This is a genomic window from Sphingomonas sp. TREG-RG-20F-R18-01 (assembly GCF_022662475.1).
Lineage (GTDB): Bacteria > Pseudomonadota > Alphaproteobacteria > Sphingomonadales > Sphingomonadaceae > Sphingomonas.
This window is the reverse complement of the sequence record NZ_JAKNQQ010000003.1, coordinates 236,777-259,707: the sequence shown is the minus strand read 5'-3', so window position 1 is coordinate 259,707 and position 22,931 is coordinate 236,777. Positions and strand designations below refer to the sequence as shown.

Sequence of the window (22,931 nt, the reverse complement as noted above, 5' to 3'; positions counted from 1 at the left end):
TAACACCGGCCCAAAGCGTATCTCAGTAGCGAACCTTTACGCCGACTGCGAAACGACGGCCGAGCGCGTCGTAGGTCGAGGGATAGGTGTTGCCGCTATTGAACGAGGTCGCACCGATCCCGGTACCGACGATGGGCGGGCCAACGTCGAACAGGTTCTGCACCGACACGGTCATTTCGAAGTTCCGCTTGATGTTGACCCGGCCGGTCAGATCGAAATAGTCAAACGGACGGATGTGTCCGAAGTTGACCGTTTTCCCACCAAGTCCCGTCGCGGCTGCCAAGGTTCCGGTGAACCCTGCCGCTTCCGATCCTTCGGCGATGCTGCGCGGCTCCTGGTTCACCGCATCGATATGGCGCCACAGGAGCGACAGATCGAAGGCGTCGAAGCCGAGCGTGGTACGCTGCGACCATTGGAACTTCGGCAGGATCGAACCACAGTTCAGGCTGTAATAGCCGACGCATTCGCGCGCGCGCCCAGCCACTGAGGTATCGTTCTGGTTCGACTGGAACTGCGACCGGAACGTATAGTTGCCGTTGAAGCCCAGCGACAGGCGCGCAAAGCCCAGATCCCGATGGTAGTTGACACTCAAGTCGATACCGTCGGTGAGCAGCTTGCCCTGGTTGGTCAGAACACCCGAGAGCCCCAGGGTCGTCGCCGGATCACCGTCGAGACCGCCGGTCACCGGGTTACGCCGGATCGCGGTGCAGGAGGCCGAGCCTGCAGCCCCGGCCGCGGGATTGTAGATGTCGCCGCCGAAGCAGGCCGCGAGCAGATCACCCGGCGTCGGCGTCGTAATCGCGTTCTTGATCTTGATGTGGTAATAATCGACCGTTGCATTGAAGCCGGAGAAGAAGCTCGGCTGGATGACGACACCGGCGGTGATGCTGTCCGAGGTTTCGGGCTTCACGTTCGGATTGCCACCCGTCGTGATGTTCGCCTGTGCCGCCGTCGGGTTCTGGATGTTGGCGATGTTGCCGGCAGTCGCGCCCTGCGCAAGGCAGACGTTATACAGGTTGCTGCCAACGGCCGGTGCCGCACGGGTGCGGGTACCGTTCGTCGAGAGCGACGCGCACGGATCAAGCGCCAGGCTGGTCAATCCGGTCGAGACCGGGGTGAACAATTCCCCCAAGTTCGGCGCACGAACCGCCCGTGCGTAGGTCCCCCGGAACTTCAGATCGCGCACCGGCGACCAGGCCAGTTCCCCCTTGTAGGTGGTCGTGTTGAACTTCGGCGCGCCCGGTGCATTCACCGTATAGGCCGAATAGCGCGCGCCACCGCGGGCGGTCAGGTCCTTGAAGAACGCGCGGTCCTGCACCAGCGGAACGACGATTTCGCCGAACCCTTCGTAGACGTGGAAGCTGCCGACAGTGGTCGGAACGGCACCGCCTGCGCCGCCCAGTTCTCCCGGCGTCTGCGCGAGCGAGTCGGCAACGGTCGAGCCGGTGTACTTGCGATATTCGCCGCCAACCGCGAAGCTGATGCCGTCATTCGCGATCGGCGAATGCACGTGAACGTCTCCCGAGACCACCGCCTTCGCCTGCAGCAGCGACGTCTTCGTCACCGTCGACGAAGCACCCGTCAAATACGGGATCTGTCCCGCGGTGATCGACCCGACGTCACCGAACAGATTGACCGGGACGCATCCGCTTCCAGCCGTGATGCTCGCGCCGCCCGGGGCACCGCCAAGGCAGGTCGTCGTGTTGGTCGCATAGGCAGCCGAGCGAACCCGCGACGTCAGGACATAGCCCTGGAGCGACTGCGAGTTGGACGACTCGCCATAGCCACCCGACACGTCGTAATGGAGGCTGCTGCTGAGATCGCCGCGAACACCGGCGCGATAATCGAAGATTTCCGTGATGTAGTCGCTGACGCGCGAACCGACCTCGGGCATGCGACGCGATACGTTGGTCGTGAACGTCCGGAAATTGGGGTCGGTCGGGCTCGTCGCTGCGGCGGCTGCGGTACATTGCGCCGCAGTCAGCCCGTTCGACGCGCAGAACTGGTTGCGTGCAGCAGCCGGCAGGTACGGGTTGCTATACGGGATGACCAGCGACGATCCGAAGTCACCGGAAGGTGCAATGATCGTCTGCACCGTGTTCTTCGAATACAGCGCACGGGTATAGACCTGGAACGCGTCCGAGATGTCGTAATGCGCCTGCGCAAAGACGTTGTACCGTTTGAAGGGCGTCTGGTAGATATTGTACGGGTTGAAGTTGAACAGCTTGTAGGTCGGCACGAGCGCACCGTTGCCATCGATCTGCTGCGTCGGCGAACCCGGACGCGTAAAGCGCGCTGGCGCCGTGGTGCCCGAGCCGGATGCAGCGCCGGAGAAGGAGTCGATGTTCGAAACGGAATAGGGGCGATCGCCCTGGTACACGGGATCAGCGGTCTGGTAGCCCACCGAGATCGTGGCATTCCCGCGGTCGTCGGCAAAGTTGCCACCGACCGTCAGGTCGGCGCGCTTGTAGGGGCCGTCGCCGCGCTGCGTGATCTGCGATCCGAGCGACAGTTCGACACCGGCGAAATTCTTCTTGGTGACGAAGTTGACGACACCGGCCACGGCATCTGCGCCATAGGTCGTCGATGCACCACCGGTCAGGACGTCGACGCGCTCGATCATGGCCTGCGGGATGTTGTTGAGATCGACCCGACCGACGAGACCCGATGGGGCGATCCGATCGCCGTCCAGCAGGACGATATTGCGGTTCGATCCGAGCCCACGAAGATCAACGAACGATGCGCCACCGTTGCCGTTGTTGACGGCCGAACCGATGCTCGGAACAACGCCCGGAATTTCGCGGAGCGTCTCTTCTGCGGTGTTGGTTTGACGCAGACCGATTTCTTCCGCCGTCGTCGTCAGAACCGGCGTGGTTTGCGACAGGTTCGGATTGCGGATCAGCGATCCCGTGACGACGATGTCGGTATTCTTGTCCGCTGTTTCTGCAGTGTCTGCCGCTTGATCGGTTGCGGCGGGTGGTGGAACGGTCTGCGCTGTCGCCGGGGCCGCCAGGGCCGCGCTGGTAAGAACTGTGGATACCAGCAGTATGTTACGAAATTTCCAATTCGACACGGACGGAGTCCCCCTTACGCTACACTTTACATACTCTCCCGTGATGCTTTGATCGGCGGAACACTGCCGACCGCACCACGGCGAGTGACATTTTTGTGATGCCCGCTCAATCCGTTGTAAAGGAACATTGCTGAGACTGGTGCGTTGCGGCGCAGATTGTGACAATTTTGATACAGGTTGTGTTCAGGTTCAGCATTTCACTTTTCGGGCTGTCGCGGTATGGCGCGGACATGACGATGCTGCCCCTTGCCATCCTGCTTGCTTTCCCACAGCCACCCGAGGGCGATCAGCCGCCTTCCCGATTTACAGTCAGCTTGAAGCAGTGCGCCTCGCTGCCTGAAGGCCAGGCGCGGCTCACCTGCTACGACCGTGAAGTTGTCGCTTTGTTGACTGCTGTAACAACCCAAGACGTGGTGTTGGTCGATCGTGCCGACGTCCGCTCCGCGCACCGTAAGAGCTTCGGCTTCGACCGTTCGCCTGCGCGAAGTACAGGGAAGTCTGCCAACGACTTACAGGACAAGTCGGATTTCATTCGCCTCGATACAAAGATAACATCCGGCAAATCAGCAGGTTATGGTCGGTGGCGATTTACCGTTAGCGAAGGTAGCATCTGGGAGACGCTGGAGACGAACAGCGGGTTCGACGAGCCCAGGCCCGGCGCATCCGTTACGATCGAACGCAATACGTTGGGCGGTTATTTTGCGCAGATCGGTCGCGGTCGCGCCGTTAGAACCCGCCGAATCGGATAACCGGACGGATGCGCACCGTTCGGTTGCAAGCGTGATGGTCCCTGCTTCGTCCCCGCAATCCTGATACGGCATTCCGCCGTGTCGCGGATGGTAGCGCACGAGTGGAACAGCACGTCCCCACGGCGGCATAACCGCCGCGGGGACGGCCTCATCATTTCTTCTCGGTGGGCTCGGCCGCGGGAGTATCCTCCGCAGAGGGATCGTTGCGCGAGGTGCGCGACGTCATCCCGGTTGCGGACGCATCATCCAACATCTGCGCGTCAGGTGCCGGCGGTGGCGGGGCTGGCGTATCGTCCGCAACGCTGGCGTTGGCTGCTTCGGTCGGCTCAGGCTGCGGTGTCGAGGGTTCCGGTGTCGGGGTTGCGCTGTCCTCCGCGGACGGCGTTTCCATTTCGGCGCTATTGTCGGCGGGCATGGGATCATCCGGCGCACCCGAACAAGCGGCCAGATTAAGGGTCAACAGCGCAGCTGCGACGGCGAAAACGTATTTGCGTGTCATCCGATCGTCTCCTCAGCGTGCGGCCAGCGTCTGTGTCTGGCGCGCGGACCGTGCCTCGATCTTGCTCGCGAGCGTTCCGTCCCATTTGTATGGATCGTCCCGGAAACTGACCTGGCCGGCCTGGTTTGCAAACGCCGTCCAGTACAGCAGGTACACCGCGACGGGCGCGGCAAGCCGCGCGCGGACCGTCTTTCCGGCGGCGACAGTGTCGTCGATCGTCTGCGCCGACCATTCAGGGGTCGTGCTCATCAGTTGCTTGGCCAGCGCGGCGGGCTTTTCCAGCCGCACGCACCCGTGACTCGCCAGCCGGTCGAACCGCGAAAAACCGGCCTGCGCCGGCGTATCGTGGAGATATACGGCGAAAGGATTGGCGAAATCGAACTTGAACCGCCCGAGCGCGCTATGCTCCGACGCTTGCTGGAGCCGCTTGCTGCCGTCGCCATTGTCGATCACGCGAAAGCCGTTGCGCGCGAGGTAGCCCGGATGCGCCCTTTCCTTGGGGAAGAGTTCCTTGGTCGCAATCGTCGACGGCACGTTCCATGGCGGGTTGAGCACGATGCTGTGGATCTGCGACACCAGCATCGGAGTCTCGTCCCCCGGCCGCCCGGTCACTGCCTTCATCGACATGATCGGCGAGTCGCCATCGAACAACGTGAGGACGGCAGCGGCGATATTGACCTGAACGCGGTTCTGCTCGAGCACCGGCGGGAGCCAGCGCCAACGCTCCATGTTCGCCTTGATCTGGCCGATCCGCGCGGCAACCGGCACATTCAGCGCGGCAACCGTCTGCGCACCCAATGTCCCGGTGGGATTCAACCCATAGCGGCGTTGCGCCCGGCGCAACGCCTCGACCAGATCGGCATCGAACCGGTCACCCGTTCCCTTGACGAGCGGATCTTCCAGCGCAAGCCGCTTGCGCAAAGCCGTGACGCGCGGGCCGCTCGATCCGAACACGATATCGGATCCGGCCGCCAGCTGCGACCAGCCACCATTGTCAGCGATCGCACGGTAACGTGCCAATCCTGCGACCAGCGTGTCATATCCGGCGTAGGGCGGCGGCAGCGATGCAATCCACGCGCTCAGCTTGTCCCGGACGATCGCATCGCGCAGCCCCGGCAGAGGATCGTACGCCACCGGGCGCATCGCCCAATCCTTCTGGAAATCCCCTTCGGCAAGGCGCCCGGAATGCACGGCCCGTGCGTGATCGAGCGCTGCGCGGATCAGACCGTCGTTATCGTGCGGAACCGCGGCAGACTGGTCGCTGAGGCCTTGCGCGACGGTGTCCTTGCGGATCAATTCGCCGAGCTGCTTTACCTGCGCTGGGCTGAGGCTTGGCAGTACCGTCTCCGGCGCGATCAACGGTTGCGTGGTCGGCACGGGCGTCGGCAGCAGCGAGACCGGCGGCGGCGTCTGCGCGTGAAGCGGAAGCGGCATCAGGCAGGCGGCGATGGCGGCATATCCCGACAACGCCAAACCCATGCGGGTGAAGGAAGATTCTCTGAAGCGCTGCATAGTCATGACGACGCCTCTAACACGGCATCGGCACGCTCTGCATCGCCTATTTGACCTTTTGTCGAAGCACCGATCAAGATACGCGAATACGCGCCGGCTTTCGTCCGTTGCCGTTTCGAAAATGGTGCCCACGCATAGACTTGGCCGACGATCGCGAGAAGCGTTGTCCGACCCGACAGGGCGCCGTCCACCCGGATCAGCAAAAGGACGCAGTCACCGGTTCAGGCCAAAGACGGTCAGCGTTAGATCCGGGGTCGTCGAGGTGGTCGCGGCACTGCTCGCGATCCGGTCGAGCGCAGCCTGATAGCTTGCCGCCTGGGCATTGGCGCGGGCCACCGCAGCCTTGCTCGTGGTCCCCGACCCGCCATCCGCAAGCGCCGCCTTCGTCGAGTCCCAATATAGCGAGCGATAGCCGGTCTGCGTGATCGACATCGCCTGCTTTACCGCGTTCAGCGCAATGCCCGCATCCTGCGCCGACGCAAGCGACAATGCGGTCGAAAGCCCGAGCCCAAACTGCCCGCCCGGCGCAACCTTGGGCGCGCTGGCGGATCGTACCGGCGGCTGCGACAGGACCTGTGCGTCGATCCCCAGCTTGGCCAGCGCATCCTGTCCCGGAGGCCCTGCGATCAACGCGATCGTCGCACCGCCCCGCGCGGTGATCTGGAACGCGCGCCCGTCGCCCTTGATCGTACTGGTGACGGTTGCCTTTCCGCCCGTCAGCGAGCCGACGCGGCTGGCGAGCGACGCCACGGTATCGCTTGCCCCGATCGTCAACTGGATCGCAGGGCCGTGGTTGATGCTGATCGAGACGCTGTCGCCGACGCGGACGCTCGTCTGGGCAACGAGGTTGGCCGAGACGTCCGGCGTCACGACACCCCGATGGAGCCCGAGCGCGTCGAGGATCGTGGCACCACCGGGATCCGTGGCCAGCCGTACCGGGCCAACCTGCGATCCGGCGGTGCCAAATTGCGCGACGCTCGCCACCGCCCCGGTCGCCAGGTCGATCCGTCCGACAAACCCATCGACCTTGCCCTGCTGTGCCGTACCGAGCGTCCCGGTCGTTCGGCCTCCGACGTACAAGGCATCACCGAGAAACCCGATGCTATCGACCTGATCGTCGCCCGCCGTGGCGAGGTAGGTGGTTGCGACCTGTCCGAAATCTGCGCTGATCCGCGTAACGAACCCGTCGCGCCCTCCCCCGGGCGCGTTGACCTGATCACCGGCAACGGGATTCAGCGTGGTTCCCCCGACCGCGATCATCCCATCCGCCGCCACCGCAAGCGCGCGGCCCTGCGCCGCTCCAAGCGCCACATCGGCCGATTGTGGATCGAGCGTCACGGCATCGAGGCGCTGCAGCACCGTCGCGGATCCCTGCTGCGTCAACGCCAGCACTTGACCATCCTTGTCGAGCGCCAATGCGGTCACCCGATCGTCGCCGCCGCTGTCGACCGTGCGGGACGCGGCCATCCTGCCGGTAGGATCGAGGCGGGCGAAATAGGCGTTGCCGCCACCGCTAGCGGTTCGGCCTCCCAGAAAGATCGTCCCGTCGCCGGCCACCGCGACCGCGCTCGCGGTATCGGACGTGGATGCCCGCACCGTCTGGGAGAACAGTTCGTCCCCGTTTGTGGCGTAGCGCGCGACCATCATCGCGCTGCCGTTGCCCGTCGGGCTCGCCCCGTCCGACACGGTCCCGGCGATCACGACCCCGCCCCCGGGCGCAAGCGCGAGCGCTGCCCCCTGGGACGCGCCCGCTCTTCCCAGTTCGCGCTGCCAAACGGCATTGCCCGCGCTGTCCCGTTTCGAAAGGAACATGGTCGGGTTGCCGTTGGACAGCGCACTGCCGAGATCGCCCTGCGTGGTACCGACGACGTAACTGAAGCCGTCCGGATCGACGATCACGGCGCCTCCGGTCGTCGTCGCGGCGACAGGAGCAGGCGGTGCCGGCGGAGGTGGCTTCCTGCCGGCGGAAGCGGCGCCTGCGGGCGGTGGCCGCAACGCGGCGGTCGCGCTCGCCAGTCGATCGGTTGCCGAGATCGTCCCGGATAGTCGCGGTGCCAGATGCTCCGCCGGATCATCAACGCGCAGCACCTGAATGCTTGGCGGAGCGGTGGCGGACGTGACATCCGAAGCGACCACCAGCGTCGAGGGGGCGCCGGGCTGATCGATCGCGATCCGTTCGTTTCCGGTCCGGTCGATCGTCAGGCCCCGGGCGTTCCCGGTCTTGGTGACACGGACCTGCACGTTCCAGCGCGGCACGACCGCACCGTCCGCGCCATATTGGATCGTCCCGTCCGTCGCGCGGGCCGGGACAGCGGCGATTGCGCTGGTAATGGCCGTGGCGATGCCGTCCAGCGTCGGCGGCTGCGCTGCCTGCGACAGATCCACGTCGACAACATCTTTTGCATCACCTTGCGACAGGGTGACGCGCAGCCGTTCGGTCCCGGTAACGCCAGACAGTGGCGCGGTCCGGTCGGCCACGACACCCTTGCCGACGATCGCGGGAAGAACGGGGGGGCCTCCGATCGCGATACTCTCCGCGCGGGTGTGCGGTTGGTCGAACGCAAGTTGCAGCTGGTCGCCGAGCGTCGATCCGAGATAGGCCTGCAGGTCTTTCAGCCCCTGCCCGAAGCTCTGCTGCAAACTTCTGCGCTGCGCATCGTTCGTGCCGCTGCTCGCGGCGGCCTGTGCGAGCACGCGCAACCGGTCGAGCGCCTTGTAGGTGGTGAAGTCGGTCTGTACGTCGTGCGGCAGGGTCCCGGCCCCGACGCTGGCGTCGACGATCGTCTTCAACCCCTGGACGGCCGCCACCGAAGGTGATTGCGTTCGGGCCTGGGTCCATGGCGCTGTCGTCGCTGGGGTCTTGAACTGGGCATGCGCCTTGCGCTGCGCCGCGGTTTCGACGGCTGCGGTAGTCGATGTCGCGGTTGCGCCGTAAGTAGCGAATTCATTGGTTCGCGTCAGGATGCTGAGGCCCGCAAGGCTGTTGGAGACGTCCGCGGCCATGGATGGTCACTCCGGGTGGAAGCCCTTCTGGGTCACATTTCCTTTTAGACGGTGATCCGGCCCCCGGTCGCGTCGATCGCTTTTATGCGATCCCTAAAGCGCCGGCTCGGTATCCCGGCAGGAGTCCGCGCAGCGCTCCAGCGCCGCCGTTTCGTAGGCGATCAGGTCACGACAATCGCCCAGCGCCCGGTAGAAATCGGCGGATGCGATATGCCGCGCGAAGCTGACGGCCATTGCTCTGGCCGTCTCGGACTGGATCGCATTAAGCAGGTCATGCAGCAGTAGCAGGACCTGATCCTGGTAGCGATCGCGCCCCGGCTCGTCGATGTACGCCATCATCGCGGCGAAGTAGAGCCTGCGCGCCGGAGTATTGGCATGCTCCGGCGCCATGATCTCGCGCTCCCGCAAGACCGCCGCATGGTTTTCGATCGCGAGCCGCGTACGCCCCAACGCGACCAGTACCGCGCCGTTGACGATGACCTTCTCGCCTTCCCGCAACCAGATTTTCAGCGCCACGACATCCCTCCTGCATCCATCGCCATCATAGCGGGGGTCCAACCGCGCCGGTCGGGACCCGGAAAAATTTGCCTAGCGTGTCCCTTCCAAGCGCGAGGCAATCGTTAACCGCGAAATATTCCGTGCCGTGAAACCGGGGCTCCGGTCGCTTTCTACAAAGGATGCATGCCCCGCCTGTCGCGGAGCAACGCCCGGGTCAGCGCACTGACCCCGGCTGCAGAAGCAGTCGCCTTTTGAGAAGGACTATCTCCATGGTTATGTCGGTCAATACGAACACCGCCGCCCTCACCGCGCTGCAGAATCTGAGCATGACGAGCACCGAGCTCGCCGCGACCCAGAAGCGGATCAGCACGGGTCTCAAGGTCTCCTCGACCAAGGATGATTCGGCTTCCTACACCATCGCGCAGACGCTGCGCGGCGACGTCGGCAAGCTTGCATCGGTCGGGTCCTCGCTGAGCCGCGCCAAGAGCACGGTCGACGTGGCGGTTGCAGGGACGCAACAGATTTCCGACCTCGTCAACCAGATGGCCGCCAAGGCCACGTCGGCGTCGGATGCCGGGCTCGACACCAATAGCCGTACCGCGATGGGCAAGGATTTCGACGCGCTCAAGCAGCAGATCCAGTCCATCATCGACTCGTCGAGCTTCAATGGCACCAACCTGCTCAAGGGCAGCGGCGGCAGCGTCAGCGCGCTGCAGTCGACGGACACGACTGCCGCGACCCTCGACGTCGCCAACCAGGACTTCGACACCGGCGTGGTCACCGCGATCGGCACGACCTTCACCGATGCCGCAACGGCAAAGACGATGGTCGACACGCTGAAGACGGTATCGGGCACGATCAACACCAGCCTCAGCACGCTGGGGTCGGCATCGCGCAAGATCGACGGTCAGTCGAGCTTCGTGAGCAGCCTGTCGGACGTGATCACCAGCGGCATCGGCAACCTGGTCGACGCCGATCTGTCGAAGGAATCGGCAAACCTGCAGGCGTTGCAGGTCAAGCAGCAGCTTGGCGTGCAGGCTCTGTCGATCGCCAACCAGGCGCCGCAGAGCATCACCTCGCTGTTCCGCTAAGACTACCGAACCCGACGCCGGACCTGCGGGTCCGGTGCCGGGACCAGAGCTCGTCGCTACCTAACCCCCTCGGGTGGCGACGATGCGACAGGGGCCGGCCGGTGCGCTCCCTTGGCCTATCCGGTCCCTGTCCTTCCCTGTTGGCCGAGCCTACCAACAGGGCGTGCGTCACATCGCGCGCTTCCCCGCGAAAGTGGCAGCACGCCGCGCGCTACGTTCGAGCTTCCCCGTTGCGCTCGCGGGTGCCGGTCTTTCGCCGGGCATGAAGCGGTAACGAGAACGCCCCGCAGCTACATCATGCGCCCGCGCAGGTTCATCAGCAGCACGAGCGTCCCTCCGACCATCATCACGATGATGAGCGTCGAGAAGAGGATCAGTTGCAGGTCATGCCGAGAGGCGCGCTGCATCGTGATGTGCAGGAAACACCGGAAGTGCACGATCGCCTGCACCAGCGCGAGCCCCAGCACGATCGCGAACGTCGTCCCCGCCGGGAAAGCGGGCCACACCACCGCCGCGAACGCCGCCCCGGTCAGCGCAAGTGCAAGCAGATAGCCGATGCCGTAGGTCAGCAATTCGCCGCGCCGTTCGTCCGCGTTCTTCATGCGCCGTGCCCGCCCAGATAGACGATCGAGAAAATGGCGATCCACACCACGTCGAGAAAATGCCAGAACAGCCCCAGCCGCAGCAGGTTGAGCTTCACCCGCCGGTCGAGCCCGAGCACGCCGACCTGGACGATCATCACGACCAGCCAGAAGCATCCCGCCAGCACGTGCAACCCGTGCAGCGGCACCAGAGCGAAAAAGGCCGACAGGAAGCCGCTGCGCATCGGATAGGCGCCATCCGCGAACATGTCCGCGAAGTCCTTGAGTTCGAACGCGAGAAAGGCCAGTCCCAGTCCCAGCGTCACGAACAGCCACAAAAACAGGCTGCGGCGTGGCTCGTCATATTTCATGGCGATCGAGGCGCGGCCGAAGGTGACGCTGCTGGTCAGCAGCAACAGCGTCTCGATGAACGTCGGCAGCAGCTTGAACTCGGAGGCCGCCGTCGGGCCGCCAGCGGTCGCCAGCGTCATCGTGCCGTAGGTCGCGAACAGCAGAGCGAAGATAACGGCATCGCTCATCAGGAAGATCCAGAAGCCGAACAGCGCGGTGTCTTCCTCGTCGTCGTCCAGCTGTTCGGCATCGGCCGCTGCGGCGTGGTTCGGCATCGCGCGCTCGCTCATGACTGCGCCAACCCTTCGTTCGCATCGGTCATCTCGTGTTGCCGTGGCACCGCCCGGGCCGCAGCCAGCGCTGCCCGCCAGCGCCGATCCTCCGCCTCGACGGCAGCTGCCGGCAGGGTGCGATGCTGGTTGCGACCGAAACTGCGTACGACCAGCGCGCCCACCATCGCCGCCAGACCGACGACAGCCAACCACCAGATGTGCCAGATGACCCCGAATGCCGCCGCCGCGCCGCACAGACCGATCGCCACCCCCGTCGCGCTGTTCCGCGGCATCACGATATCCTCGTAATATGCGGGGGCGGCATAGGGCGGTGCCTGCCCATCGGCATGCTTGCGCCGATAGAAGATGTCGCGGCCCTCGACTTGCGGGACGCGCGCGAAATTATACTCGGGCGGCGGCGAGGCGATCGACCATTCGAGCGTCCGGCCGTCCCACGGATCCCCCGCGAAGACGCGCGTATGCGCGCGGTTGCGGATGCTGACGATCAGTTGGACGAACAGGGACGCCAAGGCGCAGAACAGGACCCCTGCCCCGCCTAGCGCAACGTATAGCCATGGCCGGAACGACGGATCGAAGATCTCGTGCGTCCGTCGCGCCATGCCGCTCGCGCCCAGCACGTACAGCGGCATGAACGCGAGATAGAAACCGACCACCCAGCAGGTAAAGGCAATCCGCCCCCAACGCTCGTCCAGGCGAAACCCGAACGCCTTGGGGAACCAGTAGTGATATCCTGCCAGCATCCCGTAAAGCAGCCCTGGGATCAGCATGTTATGGAAGTGCGCCACCAGAAACAACGTGTTGTGCACGAGATAGTCCAGCGGCGGCATCGCCAGCAGGATCCCGGTGAACCCGCCCAGGACGAACGTCATCATGAACGCGAGGGCATACAGCATCGGCACCGTGAACCGCACCTCGCCGCGGAACATCGTCCAGATCCAGTCGTAGATCTTGACCCCGGTCGGCACGCCGATCGTCATCGTCGCGATGCCGAACACGGCGTTGAGATTGGCGCTCTGCCCCATGGTGAAGAAGTGGTGGACCCAGACGGTGAAGCTCAGCACCGCGATCGCCATCGTCGCGAGCACGAGCGAGGTGTAGCCGTAGAGGTCCTTGTTCGAGAAGGTCGACACCACCTCGGAATAGACACCGAATGCGGGCAGAATCAGGATGTAGACCTCGGGATGGCCGAACAGCCAGAACAAATTGGCATAGTTCATCATGTTCCCGCCGAGATCGTTGGTGAACATGTGGAACCCCAGATAGCGGTCGAGCGCGAGCAGCGCGGTCGCGACGGTCAGCGGCGGCATGGCGAAGATCATCAGGATCGCGGTGCACAGGCTGGTCCAGCAGAACAGCGGCATCGCCATGAACGCCATGCCCGGCGCGCGTTGCTTGTAGAGCGTGCAGGCGATGTTGATGCCCGCCATGGTCGATCCGATCGAGCCGAGCGACACCGCCCAGATCCAGTAATCGGGTCCGACATCGGGGCTGAATGCAAGCTCGGTAAAGGGCGGATAGCCGGTCCATCCGCCGGTCGAGAACTGCCCGACCACCAGCGATGCCATCATCAGCCCCGCGCCCCCGCCGGTCAGCCACAAGGCGACCGAATTGGCCCAGGGAAACGCCATGTCGCGCGCCCCGATCTGGAGCGGCATCACGTAGTTGATCAACCCGGTCAGGAACGGCATCGCCATGAAGAAAATCATGATCGATCCGTGCGTGCTGAACAGCTCGCCAAAATGGTCGGGCGTGAGGAAGCCGGGATTGTTGATCGCGACGGCCTGCTGTCCGCGCATCAGCATTGCCTCAACCAGCGCCCGCGACAGCATCACGAAGGCGAGCACGATGTACATGATGCCGATCTTCTTGTGGTCGAGGCTGGTCAGCCACTCCGACCAAAGATAGCGCCATTTGCCGTAGCGGGTCAGCAACAGGGCAACGACGACGGCCCCTACGACGACCAGCCCGCCGGCAAACGCGCCGATCAGTTCGCTGACACTGGGGTTTTCGAACGCCCGCACGAACGGCAGGTCGCGCCATTCGAACCGCCCGAGCAGAAGCGGCCAGACAGGGGTATTCATCGTGCGTCCTTCGCCAATTCCGCCGCATGCGCGGTCATTGCGGCATGCGCCCCACCAGAGGTTTCGGTCAGCACGCGCTGGAACAGCCCCGGCACGACCGCGCCGAAGAAGCGTGGGTGCGGTGCAACCGTCCGTTGCGAGATCGTGCGCCATGCCGCCTGGTCGAGGATTGCGGGCGCACGATGCACCCGGCCAAGCCACGCCTGATAGTCCGCTCCCGACAGCGCCAGCACGGTAAACTTCTGCCGCGCAAAACCCGCGCCGTTATATTGCGTGTTCTGCCCGAGATATCGGCCTGGCCGCGACGCAGCGATGTTGAGCTCGGTGGTCATCCCAGCCATGGCGTAGATCTGCCCGGAAAGTTGCGGGATCAGCAGCGACTGCATCACCGTTCCGCTGGTCAGCCGGATGTGCATCGGGCGCCCGACCGGGAGTGCCAGCTGATTGACGGTCGCGAAGCCCTCGTCGGGATAGATGAACAGCCATTTCCAGTCGAGCGCGACCGCTTCGACCTCGATCGGCGGACCACCCGCAAGCTTGCGATACGGATCGTCGAGGTGAGTCCAGTTCCACAACAACACCGCAAGGCCGATCACGATGCCGATTGGCGGGATCCAGATCAGGCCCTCGACCCACCAGGAGAAGTTCCAGTTCGGCCGATACGCGTCGTCGGCATTGCCGAGCCGGTAATGCCAGGCAAACAACGGAACCAGCAGCAGCACCGGGCCCGCGACGAACACCAGCACGGCGGACACGATGAAGAAGAGGTGCCGTTCGTCCGTCGCAACCGGCCCAGCGGCATTGAGGAAACCGTGATCGAGCGCGCTGCAGCCACACAAGGCCAACAACAGCACCATCGGTGCCAGGCGTGCCGCCACGGGCACGCGGACATGGTGGCGGCGGATCATCTACGCGTATTCCCTCGTCGCCGGGCACCCTGCCCGGGAACATGCGTGCTCTTGCGCCATCCGGCGCGGCATGTCGACGGATCAGGCGGCCTTTTTGTCGTGGCCCGTGTTACGCTTGTGTCATCTCGGCAAGCGCAGCGGCCAGCTCGGCGCTGCGAAACGGCTTGGTCAACCGGGGCAGATCGGACGCGACGCCGTCGAGTTCGGCATAACCCGACACGATCAGGACCGGAAGGCGCGGCCATGTGGCGCGCACCGTGCGCGCCAGCTCTGTGCCATTCATTCCGGGCATCAGATGATCGGTCACCAGCAGCGTGAAACCATCGTCCTCAGCCAACAGCGCCAGCGCGTCCTCTGCCGATGCCGCCTCCGTCACGTCATAGCCCAGGTCGTTGAGCATGTTCCCCGTACTCAACCGCACGAACCGCTCGTCGTCGACCAGCAAGGCGCGTCCATGCGCGCGGTGCGCCGGTCGGCGCTGCCTCCCCTGGTCCTCACCTTGCCTAACGGGCGCGGTTGCGCTGACCGGCAACCACAATGCGATCGTGGTCCCCAACCCGGGAGAACTGTCGATCGCCAGCCCCCCGCCAAGCTGCGCCGCCAGCCCATGCACCATCGACAGGCCGAGCCCCGTGCCCTGGCCAATGCCCTTGGTGGAAAAGAATGGCTCGATCGCGCGCGCACGGGTTGCCGAATCCATGCCCTCGCCGGAATCGACGACCGCAAGCCGGACATAGTCCCCGGCGACCAGTCCGGTCTGGTGATGCACCGCAATGTGCTCATGCCGGGCGGAAAGTTGCAACGTTCCCCCGTCGGGCATCGCGTCGCGGGCGTTGACGGCCAGATTGAGCAACGCCATCTCGAGCTGGTTGGCATCGGCGCGCGCCGGCGGAAGATCGGGCGCCAGAACGAGCCTGACATCGATCGTCGGGCCAAGCGTGGTTTCGATCAACCCAGCCATGCTCGCGACCAGGGCCGCGACGTCTACGGGAACGGGCTGCAAGGGCTGACGCCGGGCAAAGGCGAGCAGGCGTTGCACCAGCGTCTTGGCACGCTCGGCGGACTGTAATGCGCCATCGAACAACCGCTGCTCGCGGTCTCCACCGACGCCACGCCGCATCAGCATGTCGAGCGACCCGACGATCGGGGTCAGGAGATTGTTGAAATCGTGCGCAACACCGCCGGTGAGTTGCCCCATGGCTTCCATCTTCTGGCTTTGCCGCAGGGCCTCCTCCGCTTCGTCGAGCCGTTCCTGATCCCGGATCCGCTGAGTCACGTCCGTCACGAACTGGTAACAGCCGACCGGCGTACCTTGAGCATCGCGCAACGTCCGGAACTTGACCTCATACCAGGGCCGGTCGCGATCGGCAGCGCCATGCTGCGTCAGAAGGGTAATCTCTTCGCCCGCCAGTCCGCGTCCCCAGGTTTGGCGTACCGCCGCCCGCTCTTCGGGCAGGTGGGCGAGCAGGTCCAGCATGTTGTCGCCAACGGCGGGCCGGACGCCGTAGATCCGCTCGAATTCGTCGGCATTGGCGCGATTGATCGCCAGGATCGTGTAGTCGAGGTCGCTGACCAGCACCATCACGTCGGTGCTTTCGATGATCTTGGCAAGGAGGTTGCGCTCCGCGGTCCTTTCCTCGACCCGCATTTCCAGGTTTTCATTGAGTTCGCGCAACGCCCGGTCGGCACGGCGTCGGTCGGTGATGTCGTTGAACAGTACCGCGACGCGGTTCTGCTCCAGCGCGCCGGTGCGATACGCGTGGACATCGTACCAGCGGCCGAATGCGGTCGCCTCGTTCTCGAATTGCGCGGGTTCTCCGGTAAGCGCGACGCGCCCGTAGAAATCGAACCAATGTTGCTCGAGATCTGGAACGATCTCGCGGATCCAACGCCCGGTCGCGCCGACCAGCCCGGTCTGGCGCTCGAACGCCGAATTCGCCTCGACGATGCGATAGTCGACCGGGCGTCGGTCGGCGTCGAACCGCAGTTCGATGATGCAAAAGCCCGAATCGATCGCCTCGAACAGTGTGCGGTAACGCGTCTCGCTCTCGTGCTGGTCTGCCTCGGCCCGGACCCGATCGGTAATGTCATACCCGCCGACGAAGATGCCCGTCACGTGGCCGGCGTCGTCGCGGATCGGTTGATACAGCAGATCGATGAACCGGGTTCCACGATCCTGATGGAGTTCGATCGGCATCGCTCGCGCCGCGAACGGGACACCCGTACGATACACCGTGTCCAGCAAGCCGAAGAACTGCTGCGCGGCCAGTTCGGGGAAACATTCGCGGATGGTCCGCCCTTCATAGTCCCGCGCGCCCGACATTTCGACATAGGCGTCGTTGACGTAGGTGAAACGATGCTCGGGCCCCGACAACAGCGCCGCGAACCTGGGCATCTGTTGCAGCATGCGCTGTTGACGCTCGCGCTCAGCCGCAGCCTCCCGCCGGGCGAGCACGCCGGCCGTGGCATCGCTCGCGACGTTGAGAAAGCCGACGATGTCCCCCTGATCGTCGCGCGCTGGACTGTAGCAGAAATTCCACCATGTTTCCTCGGGATAGCCATTGCGGTGCAGGACCAAGGGAAAGTCTTCGAACCATACCGCGGCGCCGGCCAGAGCACGGTCAACGAATGGCGCAATATCGGGCCAAACGTCTGCCCAGACCCGGGCGATCGGCTGCCCCAGCGCCGCCGGATGGCGCAACCCGAGAAACGGCGCATACGCCTGGTTGTAAAGCAGGGTAAGCTCCGGGCCCCAGCACAGGCACATTGCCTGGCGGGATTCGAGCATCAACGCGCAGGTTGTTCGCAACGACTGAGGCCACGCGTCCCGCGGGCCAAGCGGTGTTGTCGCCCAATCGAATGCGTCGAACGATGCCGACGGTGAAGCCGCCGCCGGACGCGCATTCGATCCGCTTTTCGTCGGACCGTCCAAGTTCGTTACCATCGTCGGATCGTTACTCAAAGCCGCTCCAACCGTCCTCGCGGCGGTTGGCCTCATAGGCCTGCGCGAGCGTAGCCGTTACTGCCGCGCGCGTCACGCCGGATATCGTCAGATGTCCGTGGGCTCGATCCCGGCCGACGTGGCTCCGCGCCATAGTGTGGCCAAAAAAGCATATCGCCATGATCACAAAATAGCATAAGGGCATCCCATTATTCTGTTTCACGGCATTCGCTAATTCATACAGCCTTCATGTTGACAGGGAGCCCGCCCCGATGCGCGACCGCGAAAACGCGCGCCATCCTCAAAGCCCCCCGGCATGTTGGCGACGATCGATCAACCTTTGGGGGGTAAGATGAAGTCACTGCGTCACATTCGGCGGTTCTCTGGATATGCGGCGTCGGCCGCGCGATGGACGGCGTCCGCGGCGAGCTTGTCGCTGTTGCTGCCGATCGTCGCTCAGGCACAGTCCGCGCCGCCCGCGGACCAGACGTCGTCGGCCAACCCGGAACTCACCGACATCGTCGTCACCGCGAACCGCTCTGGTGCGCAATCGCTGCAAAACGTGCCGCTCGCGGTTTCCGTGGTGAACGTCGATCAGGTGACCAAGTCCGGCCAGGGCAATCTGTCCGATCTCGCCAAGTTCACGCCCTCGCTGTCGATCACGGAAGGGGCACCGGGCTTCAACAAGTTCAACATGCGCGGTCTCGCGACCGGTCCCTATCGTACCTCGGACACGTCGGACCGCTCGCTCGTTGCCGTCTACCTCGATGACACGCCGATCTCGGTTCAGGGCCAGACACCCGACCTCAAGGTCTATGACCTCGAGCGGGTCGAGATTCTCCGCGGTCCGCAGGGAACGCTGTTCGGGGCGGGCTCGATGGCGGGGACGATCCGCTTTGTCACAGCAAAGCCCAACCTTACCCGCGCCTTCGGTACTGCCGAGGCCGGCGTGCTGACGACCGAACACGGTGAGCCCGGCTTCAATTTCCGCGGGATGCTCAACCTGCCGATCGTTTCGGACACGCTGGCGATGCGCGCGAACTTCTACGTCGGGCGCGACGGTGGCTTCATCGACAATATCGGGCTGCGCAACAAGCAGGACGCCAACCGGAACAGCACATACCAGGGCCGCGTGGCACTACGCTGGACGCCGGACGCAGCGCTGACGGTCGATGCGTCGGTCACCTACGAACGCAGCATCGCCAACGGGCTCAACTCGGCGTTCGATGGCCTCAAGCCCTACACGGTGCTGACCAACGGGCCGGAAGGCACCGACGATCGGTTCCGCCTCTATACGCTAGGGGCGGACTATGACGCCGGTTTTGCACATCTGATCGTGACGGGTGCCTATACCGACCGCGCGATCGGCTTCGACGCCAGCCTGGAGCCGCAGATTGGCTATTTCTTCCAGGATTATGGCTCGCCGCTGACGCCGCAGACCAACACCTATCCGCTGTACGAGGCGCCCACCGCCTACAGCGATACGCTGGCACGTCAGATCCCGGCGGAACTGTACCAGATCGACCAGAAGATTAAGGACTATATGCTCGAAGGGCGGCTGGTGTCGCAGCCGGGCGGTCCGCTAACGTGGACGGTCGGCGCCTTCTACGAAAAACAGAAGCGCCACTTGCGGCAGGACATTCCGGTCGCCGGCTTCGACACCCTGTCCTACCAGAATGGCTCCGGGCCTTACAACACGCCGAACGGCCTGTATGACTCAAGGCTGGTCGATGCCGCGTTCCAGTCGAACGACATCTTCTCGGGGCTGCAGGACACCAACGAACATCAGATCGCGCTCTATGCCGACGGCACGTGGCACGCGACCGAGAAACTCGATCTCACCGCCGGGCTACGCTACTTCAACTTCAAGGAGCGCTATTACCTGTTCGAAAGCGGCGTATACGGCGTCATCAACAATCGGCCGCTGACGACCAACGCGACGTTGAAATCGAACGGCGTCAATCCCCGCGCAAACGTCTCCTACCATTTCGACCGGGACTTCATGGTCTATGCCGAGGCCGCGAAGGGCTTCCGCTATGGCGGCGGCAACCAGCCGGTGCCGTTCGACACGACGACGCCAGGCAAGAACCCGTCGATTGCCCAGCAATGCACGAGCCAGCTGGCCGGATACGGCTACAACGCCGCGCCGCTGACGTTCGGGCCGGACAAATTGTGGAACTACACGATCGGCGAGAAGGCGAAGCTCGCGGGCGGCCGTGTGACGCTCAACGCCAGCGCCTATTATATCGACTGGCGCGACGTGCAGACCCGGTTGCGGCTCGATTGCTCGTATTTCTTCACCGACAACAAGGGGCGCGTCACCAGCAAGGGCGTCGAGCTCGAGACGATGATCAAGGCGACGCCCGAAATCACCGTATCGGCAAGCGGATCGTACAATGATTCCAAGGCCAACGGCGACATCCCGACGGTGGGCGCGTTCGACGGCGACCGCACGCCGTATTACCCGCGCTGGACCGGCAACCTCCAGCTGTTCTACGATCGTCCGGTCGGCAACGGCGCCCTGCATGTCCAGACGGGGTATCAGTACCAATCGTCGCAGAACACCAACTTCAATCCGTTCAGCACCGTCATCACCAATGGCACGCTGACCCGCAACGGTCTCAACCAGAGCTTCGCCGTCATCCCGGCGACGCATAACGTCAGCGCGGCGGTCACCTATAACGTCGGGCAGTTCGAATTCGGCATCTACGGGACCAACCTCGCCAATGGCGTGCGCGTGACCGACATCGCGCGGGCGACCTATTATCAGGTCTATCAGGCGGGCAGCCGCGTGACGCTCGCCCGGCCGCGGACGATCGGCTTCCGCGCGAAGGTCAGCTTCTGATCGCGCATCGGCCGGGTTTCGACCCGGCCGGTCCGTTATCGCGCGCGGCGACGATAGGCGCCGTACTGGTCCGCCACGCGGTGCAGCAGATCGCCCTGGACGATCGCGACGTCGACGACGTGGAATCCCCAGTCGGGGTAAGCGGCATCCCCGATCGTCGCGGTTCCTGCGACCGTTTCGGAAAGAGCTGTGCGAGCGACACGGACGGCGAGATAGCTCGCCACAGCGGACGTGACGCAGTGTCCCGAAAGCATTCCCGGCACCGCCACGTAGCGCGTCACGATCGGCTTGCCCGCGACGCTCCATCCGGTTGCCGGACGCTGATATTGCGCCACCCCACCGCGCCACCACGGCGCGCCGAGCCGCGCATCGAGCGGGGCCTCGCCGCCGTCGAGCCGCGCCGGGTTGGTGCAACCGGCGACCAGCCCCGGTCGCCGGGACACGCCGAACACCGCATTGGACGGCGGCGGCACAGTATCGCGGTAACTCGCCCAGCTCATGACGCACCCGATCTGCGCATCCCGGCGGCAAAGCGGGATCGTCCGGAAATCTCCCCCGACGTCGCGCCCGGGGGGAACCAGCACCGCCGTCCCCGGCAGGATCGCGGACAACAGCTGGCGCTGGACCGGCTTGCCGTCGATCTCTTCCGTGACGAGCCGTTTGAGCAACGACGACCCCTGGCTGTGCCCGATCAGGACGAACGGCCGCCCGTGGTTGTCGTGCGCGAGATAGCGCTGCCACGCGGCCCGAACATCGGCATATGCGAGATTGAAATCGCCTGGAATCTCGCCACCGCCGAGGCCCTTTCGCAGCGCCGTGAGCGTCACCTGCCGATAGAGCGGCGCGAACGTCCGGCAGACACTGCGGAACGGCGCGAACTGCGCCTCGGTCATGTCACGCTCGGTACGATCGGGCATCAGGTCGCTATTGCCGCCCAGGTCGAGCGAGACCGTCGGGTAGACGTAGAAGCAATCCACCGCGTCCGGCCCGCGGTTTGGCCCACGCTCCACCCGCGATGCGTTCCGTGAATCAACCACCGTCAGCGCAAGAGCGGCACAGACGTCCTTGCGTCCGGGGCGGCAAAGCCAGTTTCCCGCCTGCGCGTAATCGACCGCCGGCACCACCGTCGATCCGGACAGGAGCGTCGCTAGCGCCATGGCAAGGAACGCCATGCCGGTCAGGCCTGTTTGAGCGTCGACGGTTCGGCGATCTTCGCCGGATGCCCCAGCCGGACATCGTCGCTGTCATAGGTCCGCACGCTGGTCAGATAATGATAGCCGGCCCAGAAGCCTGTGAGCGAAAAGGCCAGCAGCGCGTAGCGCAGCGATTCCGCGTTGCTGCCCAGCCGCGCCGCGAGCGTATCGCTGATCCAGCCGACCGCGGTCGGCGCGATGATCAGGTTGCAGACGTTCGCCGCGAGCAGGCTGATCGCCATCCCTTGCGCGCGCATCGTCGGCGGGAGGAAGTTGAGCAGCAACGCCATCGTCGGCCCCATGTAGAGGTATACGCACGGGATCACGAGCCACAGCATAGCGGTCGCTACCGTCAACGAGTGCGTCCAGAAGATGATGAAGGACGGGATCGTCGACAGGATCACGATCCCTGCCAGGAACCAGGCAATGCGCTTGGCATCCTGCATCTGCGGCAGTGCGAGCAGCGCCCCGGTCGCAATCGTCGCGAGCGTTCCCGCCCAGAAATAGATCGTCCCGAGCCGCGCGCCCGCGTCCGACGTGGACAGGCCGTAGACGCGTTCGAAATAGGTCTGCATCCAGAACAGCATCCCCCAGCCCCACAAGCAGATCACCGCGCCCGCCGCATTGATGTGCCACGCCGAGCGCTGGCTCCACAGGAAGCGGCAGGTCTCGCTGAAGGTCGCGGCGGGTTCGCTGGTCTCGGTGACGAGTTCGAACCGCCCGCGAATCGGCTCGCGCACAGTCAGCAGGATGACCAGCCCAAACACCACACCCGGCACGCCGAGCGCGACGAACGCCGCGCGCCAGCTATGGAAGTGATCGACGATCTGGCCCGCGACGCTCGACCCGAGCCACGCGCCGAGCGGCAACCCGAGGGCCCACAACGTCAGCGCATAGGCGCGCCGCCCGCGCGGGAAATTGTCCGCGATGATCGAGGTCGAGGGCGGCGTGCACCCCGCCTCGCCGATCCCGACCCCGATCCGCGCGAGCAGGAACTGCCAGAAGTTCTGCGTCATCCCGAGCAGCGCGGTCATTCCCGACCAGGTGATCAGCGCGACCGCGACGATGTTGCGCCGGTTCGCGCGATCGGCATAGCGCGCGATCGGCAGCCCTGCGAAAATGTAGAAGATCGCGAGCGACACGCCGGTTAGCCAGCCGACCCCGGTATCGCTCAGCCCGAACTCCTTGCGGATCGGCTCGAGCACGGTCGAGACGACGTAGCGGTCGGCGATGTTGAGCGCATAGACGAGGGCGAGAATCGTGACGACATACCAGCGCGCCGGGGACAGGGTTGGTCGCGTCTCGGTCGTCAA

Annotated in this window: 15 protein-coding genes; 3 read left to right on the top strand and 12 right to left on the bottom strand. The window is 64.5% G+C overall.

Going from position 1 to position 22,931, the window contains the following annotated elements; all coding sequences use genetic code 11:
• Window positions 1-22 precede the first annotated feature (22 nt).
• Window positions 23-3,073 carry a TonB-dependent receptor gene (locus tag L8K25_RS11015; protein WP_242138960.1) on the bottom strand — a complete coding sequence of 1,017 codons (3,051 nt, stop codon included), beginning with the start codon at window positions 3,071-3,073 and terminating at the stop codon, window positions 23-25.
• A gap of 230 nt (window positions 3,074-3,303) precedes the next feature.
• Here L8K25_RS11015 and L8K25_RS11010 point away from each other — a divergent pair, with 230 nt between their 5' ends.
• On the top strand, window positions 3,304-3,822 hold the full coding sequence (locus tag L8K25_RS11010; RefSeq protein WP_242138959.1) for a hypothetical protein: 519 nt from the start codon (window positions 3,304-3,306) through the stop codon (window positions 3,820-3,822).
• Window positions 3,823-3,973: 151 nt separating this feature from the next.
• On the opposite strand, the gene L8K25_RS11005 is transcribed toward L8K25_RS11010, so the two are convergent.
• The 4 genes from L8K25_RS11005 to L8K25_RS10990 all read right to left on the bottom strand — a co-directional run bounded on the left by L8K25_RS11005 (window position 3,974) and on the right by L8K25_RS10990 (window position 9,352).
• Window positions 3,974-4,321, bottom strand: coding sequence for a hypothetical protein (locus L8K25_RS11005; protein WP_242138958.1), 348 nt, complete (start codon window positions 4,319-4,321; stop codon window positions 3,974-3,976).
• Between the two features lie 12 nt (window positions 4,322-4,333).
• Window positions 4,334-5,839, bottom strand: coding sequence for a L,D-transpeptidase family protein (locus L8K25_RS11000; protein WP_242138957.1), 1,506 nt, complete (start codon window positions 5,837-5,839; stop codon window positions 4,334-4,336).
• 207 nt (window positions 5,840-6,046) lie between these two features.
• A complete protein-coding gene (locus L8K25_RS10995) occupies window positions 6,047-8,836 on the bottom strand; it encodes a hypothetical protein (RefSeq protein ID WP_242138956.1) in 2,790 nt (929 codons plus the stop codon).
• Between the two features lie 93 nt (window positions 8,837-8,929).
• Window positions 8,930-9,352 carry a flagellar biosynthesis repressor FlbT gene (locus L8K25_RS10990; protein ID WP_242138955.1) on the bottom strand — a complete coding sequence of 141 codons (423 nt, stop codon included), beginning with the start codon at window positions 9,350-9,352 and terminating at the stop codon, window positions 8,930-8,932.
• Window positions 9,353-9,603: 251 nt separating this feature from the next.
• On the opposite strand from L8K25_RS10990, the gene L8K25_RS10985 reads away from it, so the two are divergent.
• Window positions 9,604-10,425 carry a flagellin gene (locus tag L8K25_RS10985; protein WP_242138954.1) on the top strand — a complete coding sequence of 274 codons (822 nt, stop codon included), beginning with the start codon at window positions 9,604-9,606 and terminating at the stop codon, window positions 10,423-10,425.
• A 290-nt stretch (window positions 10,426-10,715) separates the two neighbouring features.
• On the opposite strand, the gene L8K25_RS10980 is transcribed toward L8K25_RS10985, so the two are convergent.
• From L8K25_RS10980 to L8K25_RS10960, 5 genes are all read right to left on the bottom strand, one after another.
• Window positions 10,716-11,027: a cytochrome C oxidase subunit IV family protein gene (locus L8K25_RS10980; protein WP_242138953.1), complete on the bottom strand. Its 312-nt coding sequence runs from the start codon at window positions 11,025-11,027 to the stop codon at window positions 10,716-10,718.
• Window positions 11,024-11,647 (bottom strand): cytochrome c oxidase subunit 3, encoded by a 624-nt coding sequence (locus L8K25_RS10975; protein ID WP_242138952.1) that lies wholly within the window; start codon window positions 11,645-11,647, stop codon window positions 11,024-11,026. The genes L8K25_RS10980 and L8K25_RS10975 overlap by 4 nt, the downstream gene beginning before the upstream one ends.
• Entirely contained in the window at window positions 11,644-13,731 is a 2,088-nt protein-coding gene (locus tag L8K25_RS10970; RefSeq protein ID WP_242138951.1) for a cbb3-type cytochrome c oxidase subunit I, read from the bottom strand. The genes L8K25_RS10975 and L8K25_RS10970 overlap by 4 nt, the downstream gene beginning before the upstream one ends.
• A complete protein-coding gene (locus tag L8K25_RS10965) occupies window positions 13,728-14,639 on the bottom strand; it encodes a cytochrome ubiquinol oxidase subunit II (RefSeq protein ID WP_242138950.1) in 912 nt (303 codons plus the stop codon). Before L8K25_RS10965 ends, L8K25_RS10970 begins: the two co-directional genes overlap by 4 nt.
• A gap of 109 nt (window positions 14,640-14,748) precedes the next feature.
• A complete protein-coding gene (locus L8K25_RS10960) occupies window positions 14,749-17,427 on the bottom strand; it encodes a PAS domain-containing protein (protein WP_242138949.1) in 2,679 nt (892 codons plus the stop codon).
• Window positions 17,428-17,932: 505 nt separating this feature from the next.
• Here L8K25_RS10960 and L8K25_RS10955 point away from each other — a divergent pair.
• Window positions 17,933-20,425, top strand: a complete 2,493-nt coding sequence (locus L8K25_RS10955; protein WP_242138948.1) for a TonB-dependent receptor — start codon at window positions 17,933-17,935, stop codon at window positions 20,423-20,425.
• Between the two features lie 35 nt (window positions 20,426-20,460).
• Here the strand turns inward: L8K25_RS10955 and L8K25_RS10950 are convergent, their stop codons facing one another.
• A complete protein-coding gene (locus tag L8K25_RS10950) occupies window positions 20,461-21,597 on the bottom strand; it encodes a DUF3089 domain-containing protein (RefSeq protein WP_242138947.1) in 1,137 nt (378 codons plus the stop codon).
• Window positions 21,598-21,602: 5 nt separating this feature from the next.
• Complete coding sequence (locus L8K25_RS10945) at window positions 21,603-22,931, bottom strand: MFS transporter (protein WP_242138946.1); 1,329 nt, start codon at window positions 22,929-22,931, stop codon at window positions 21,603-21,605.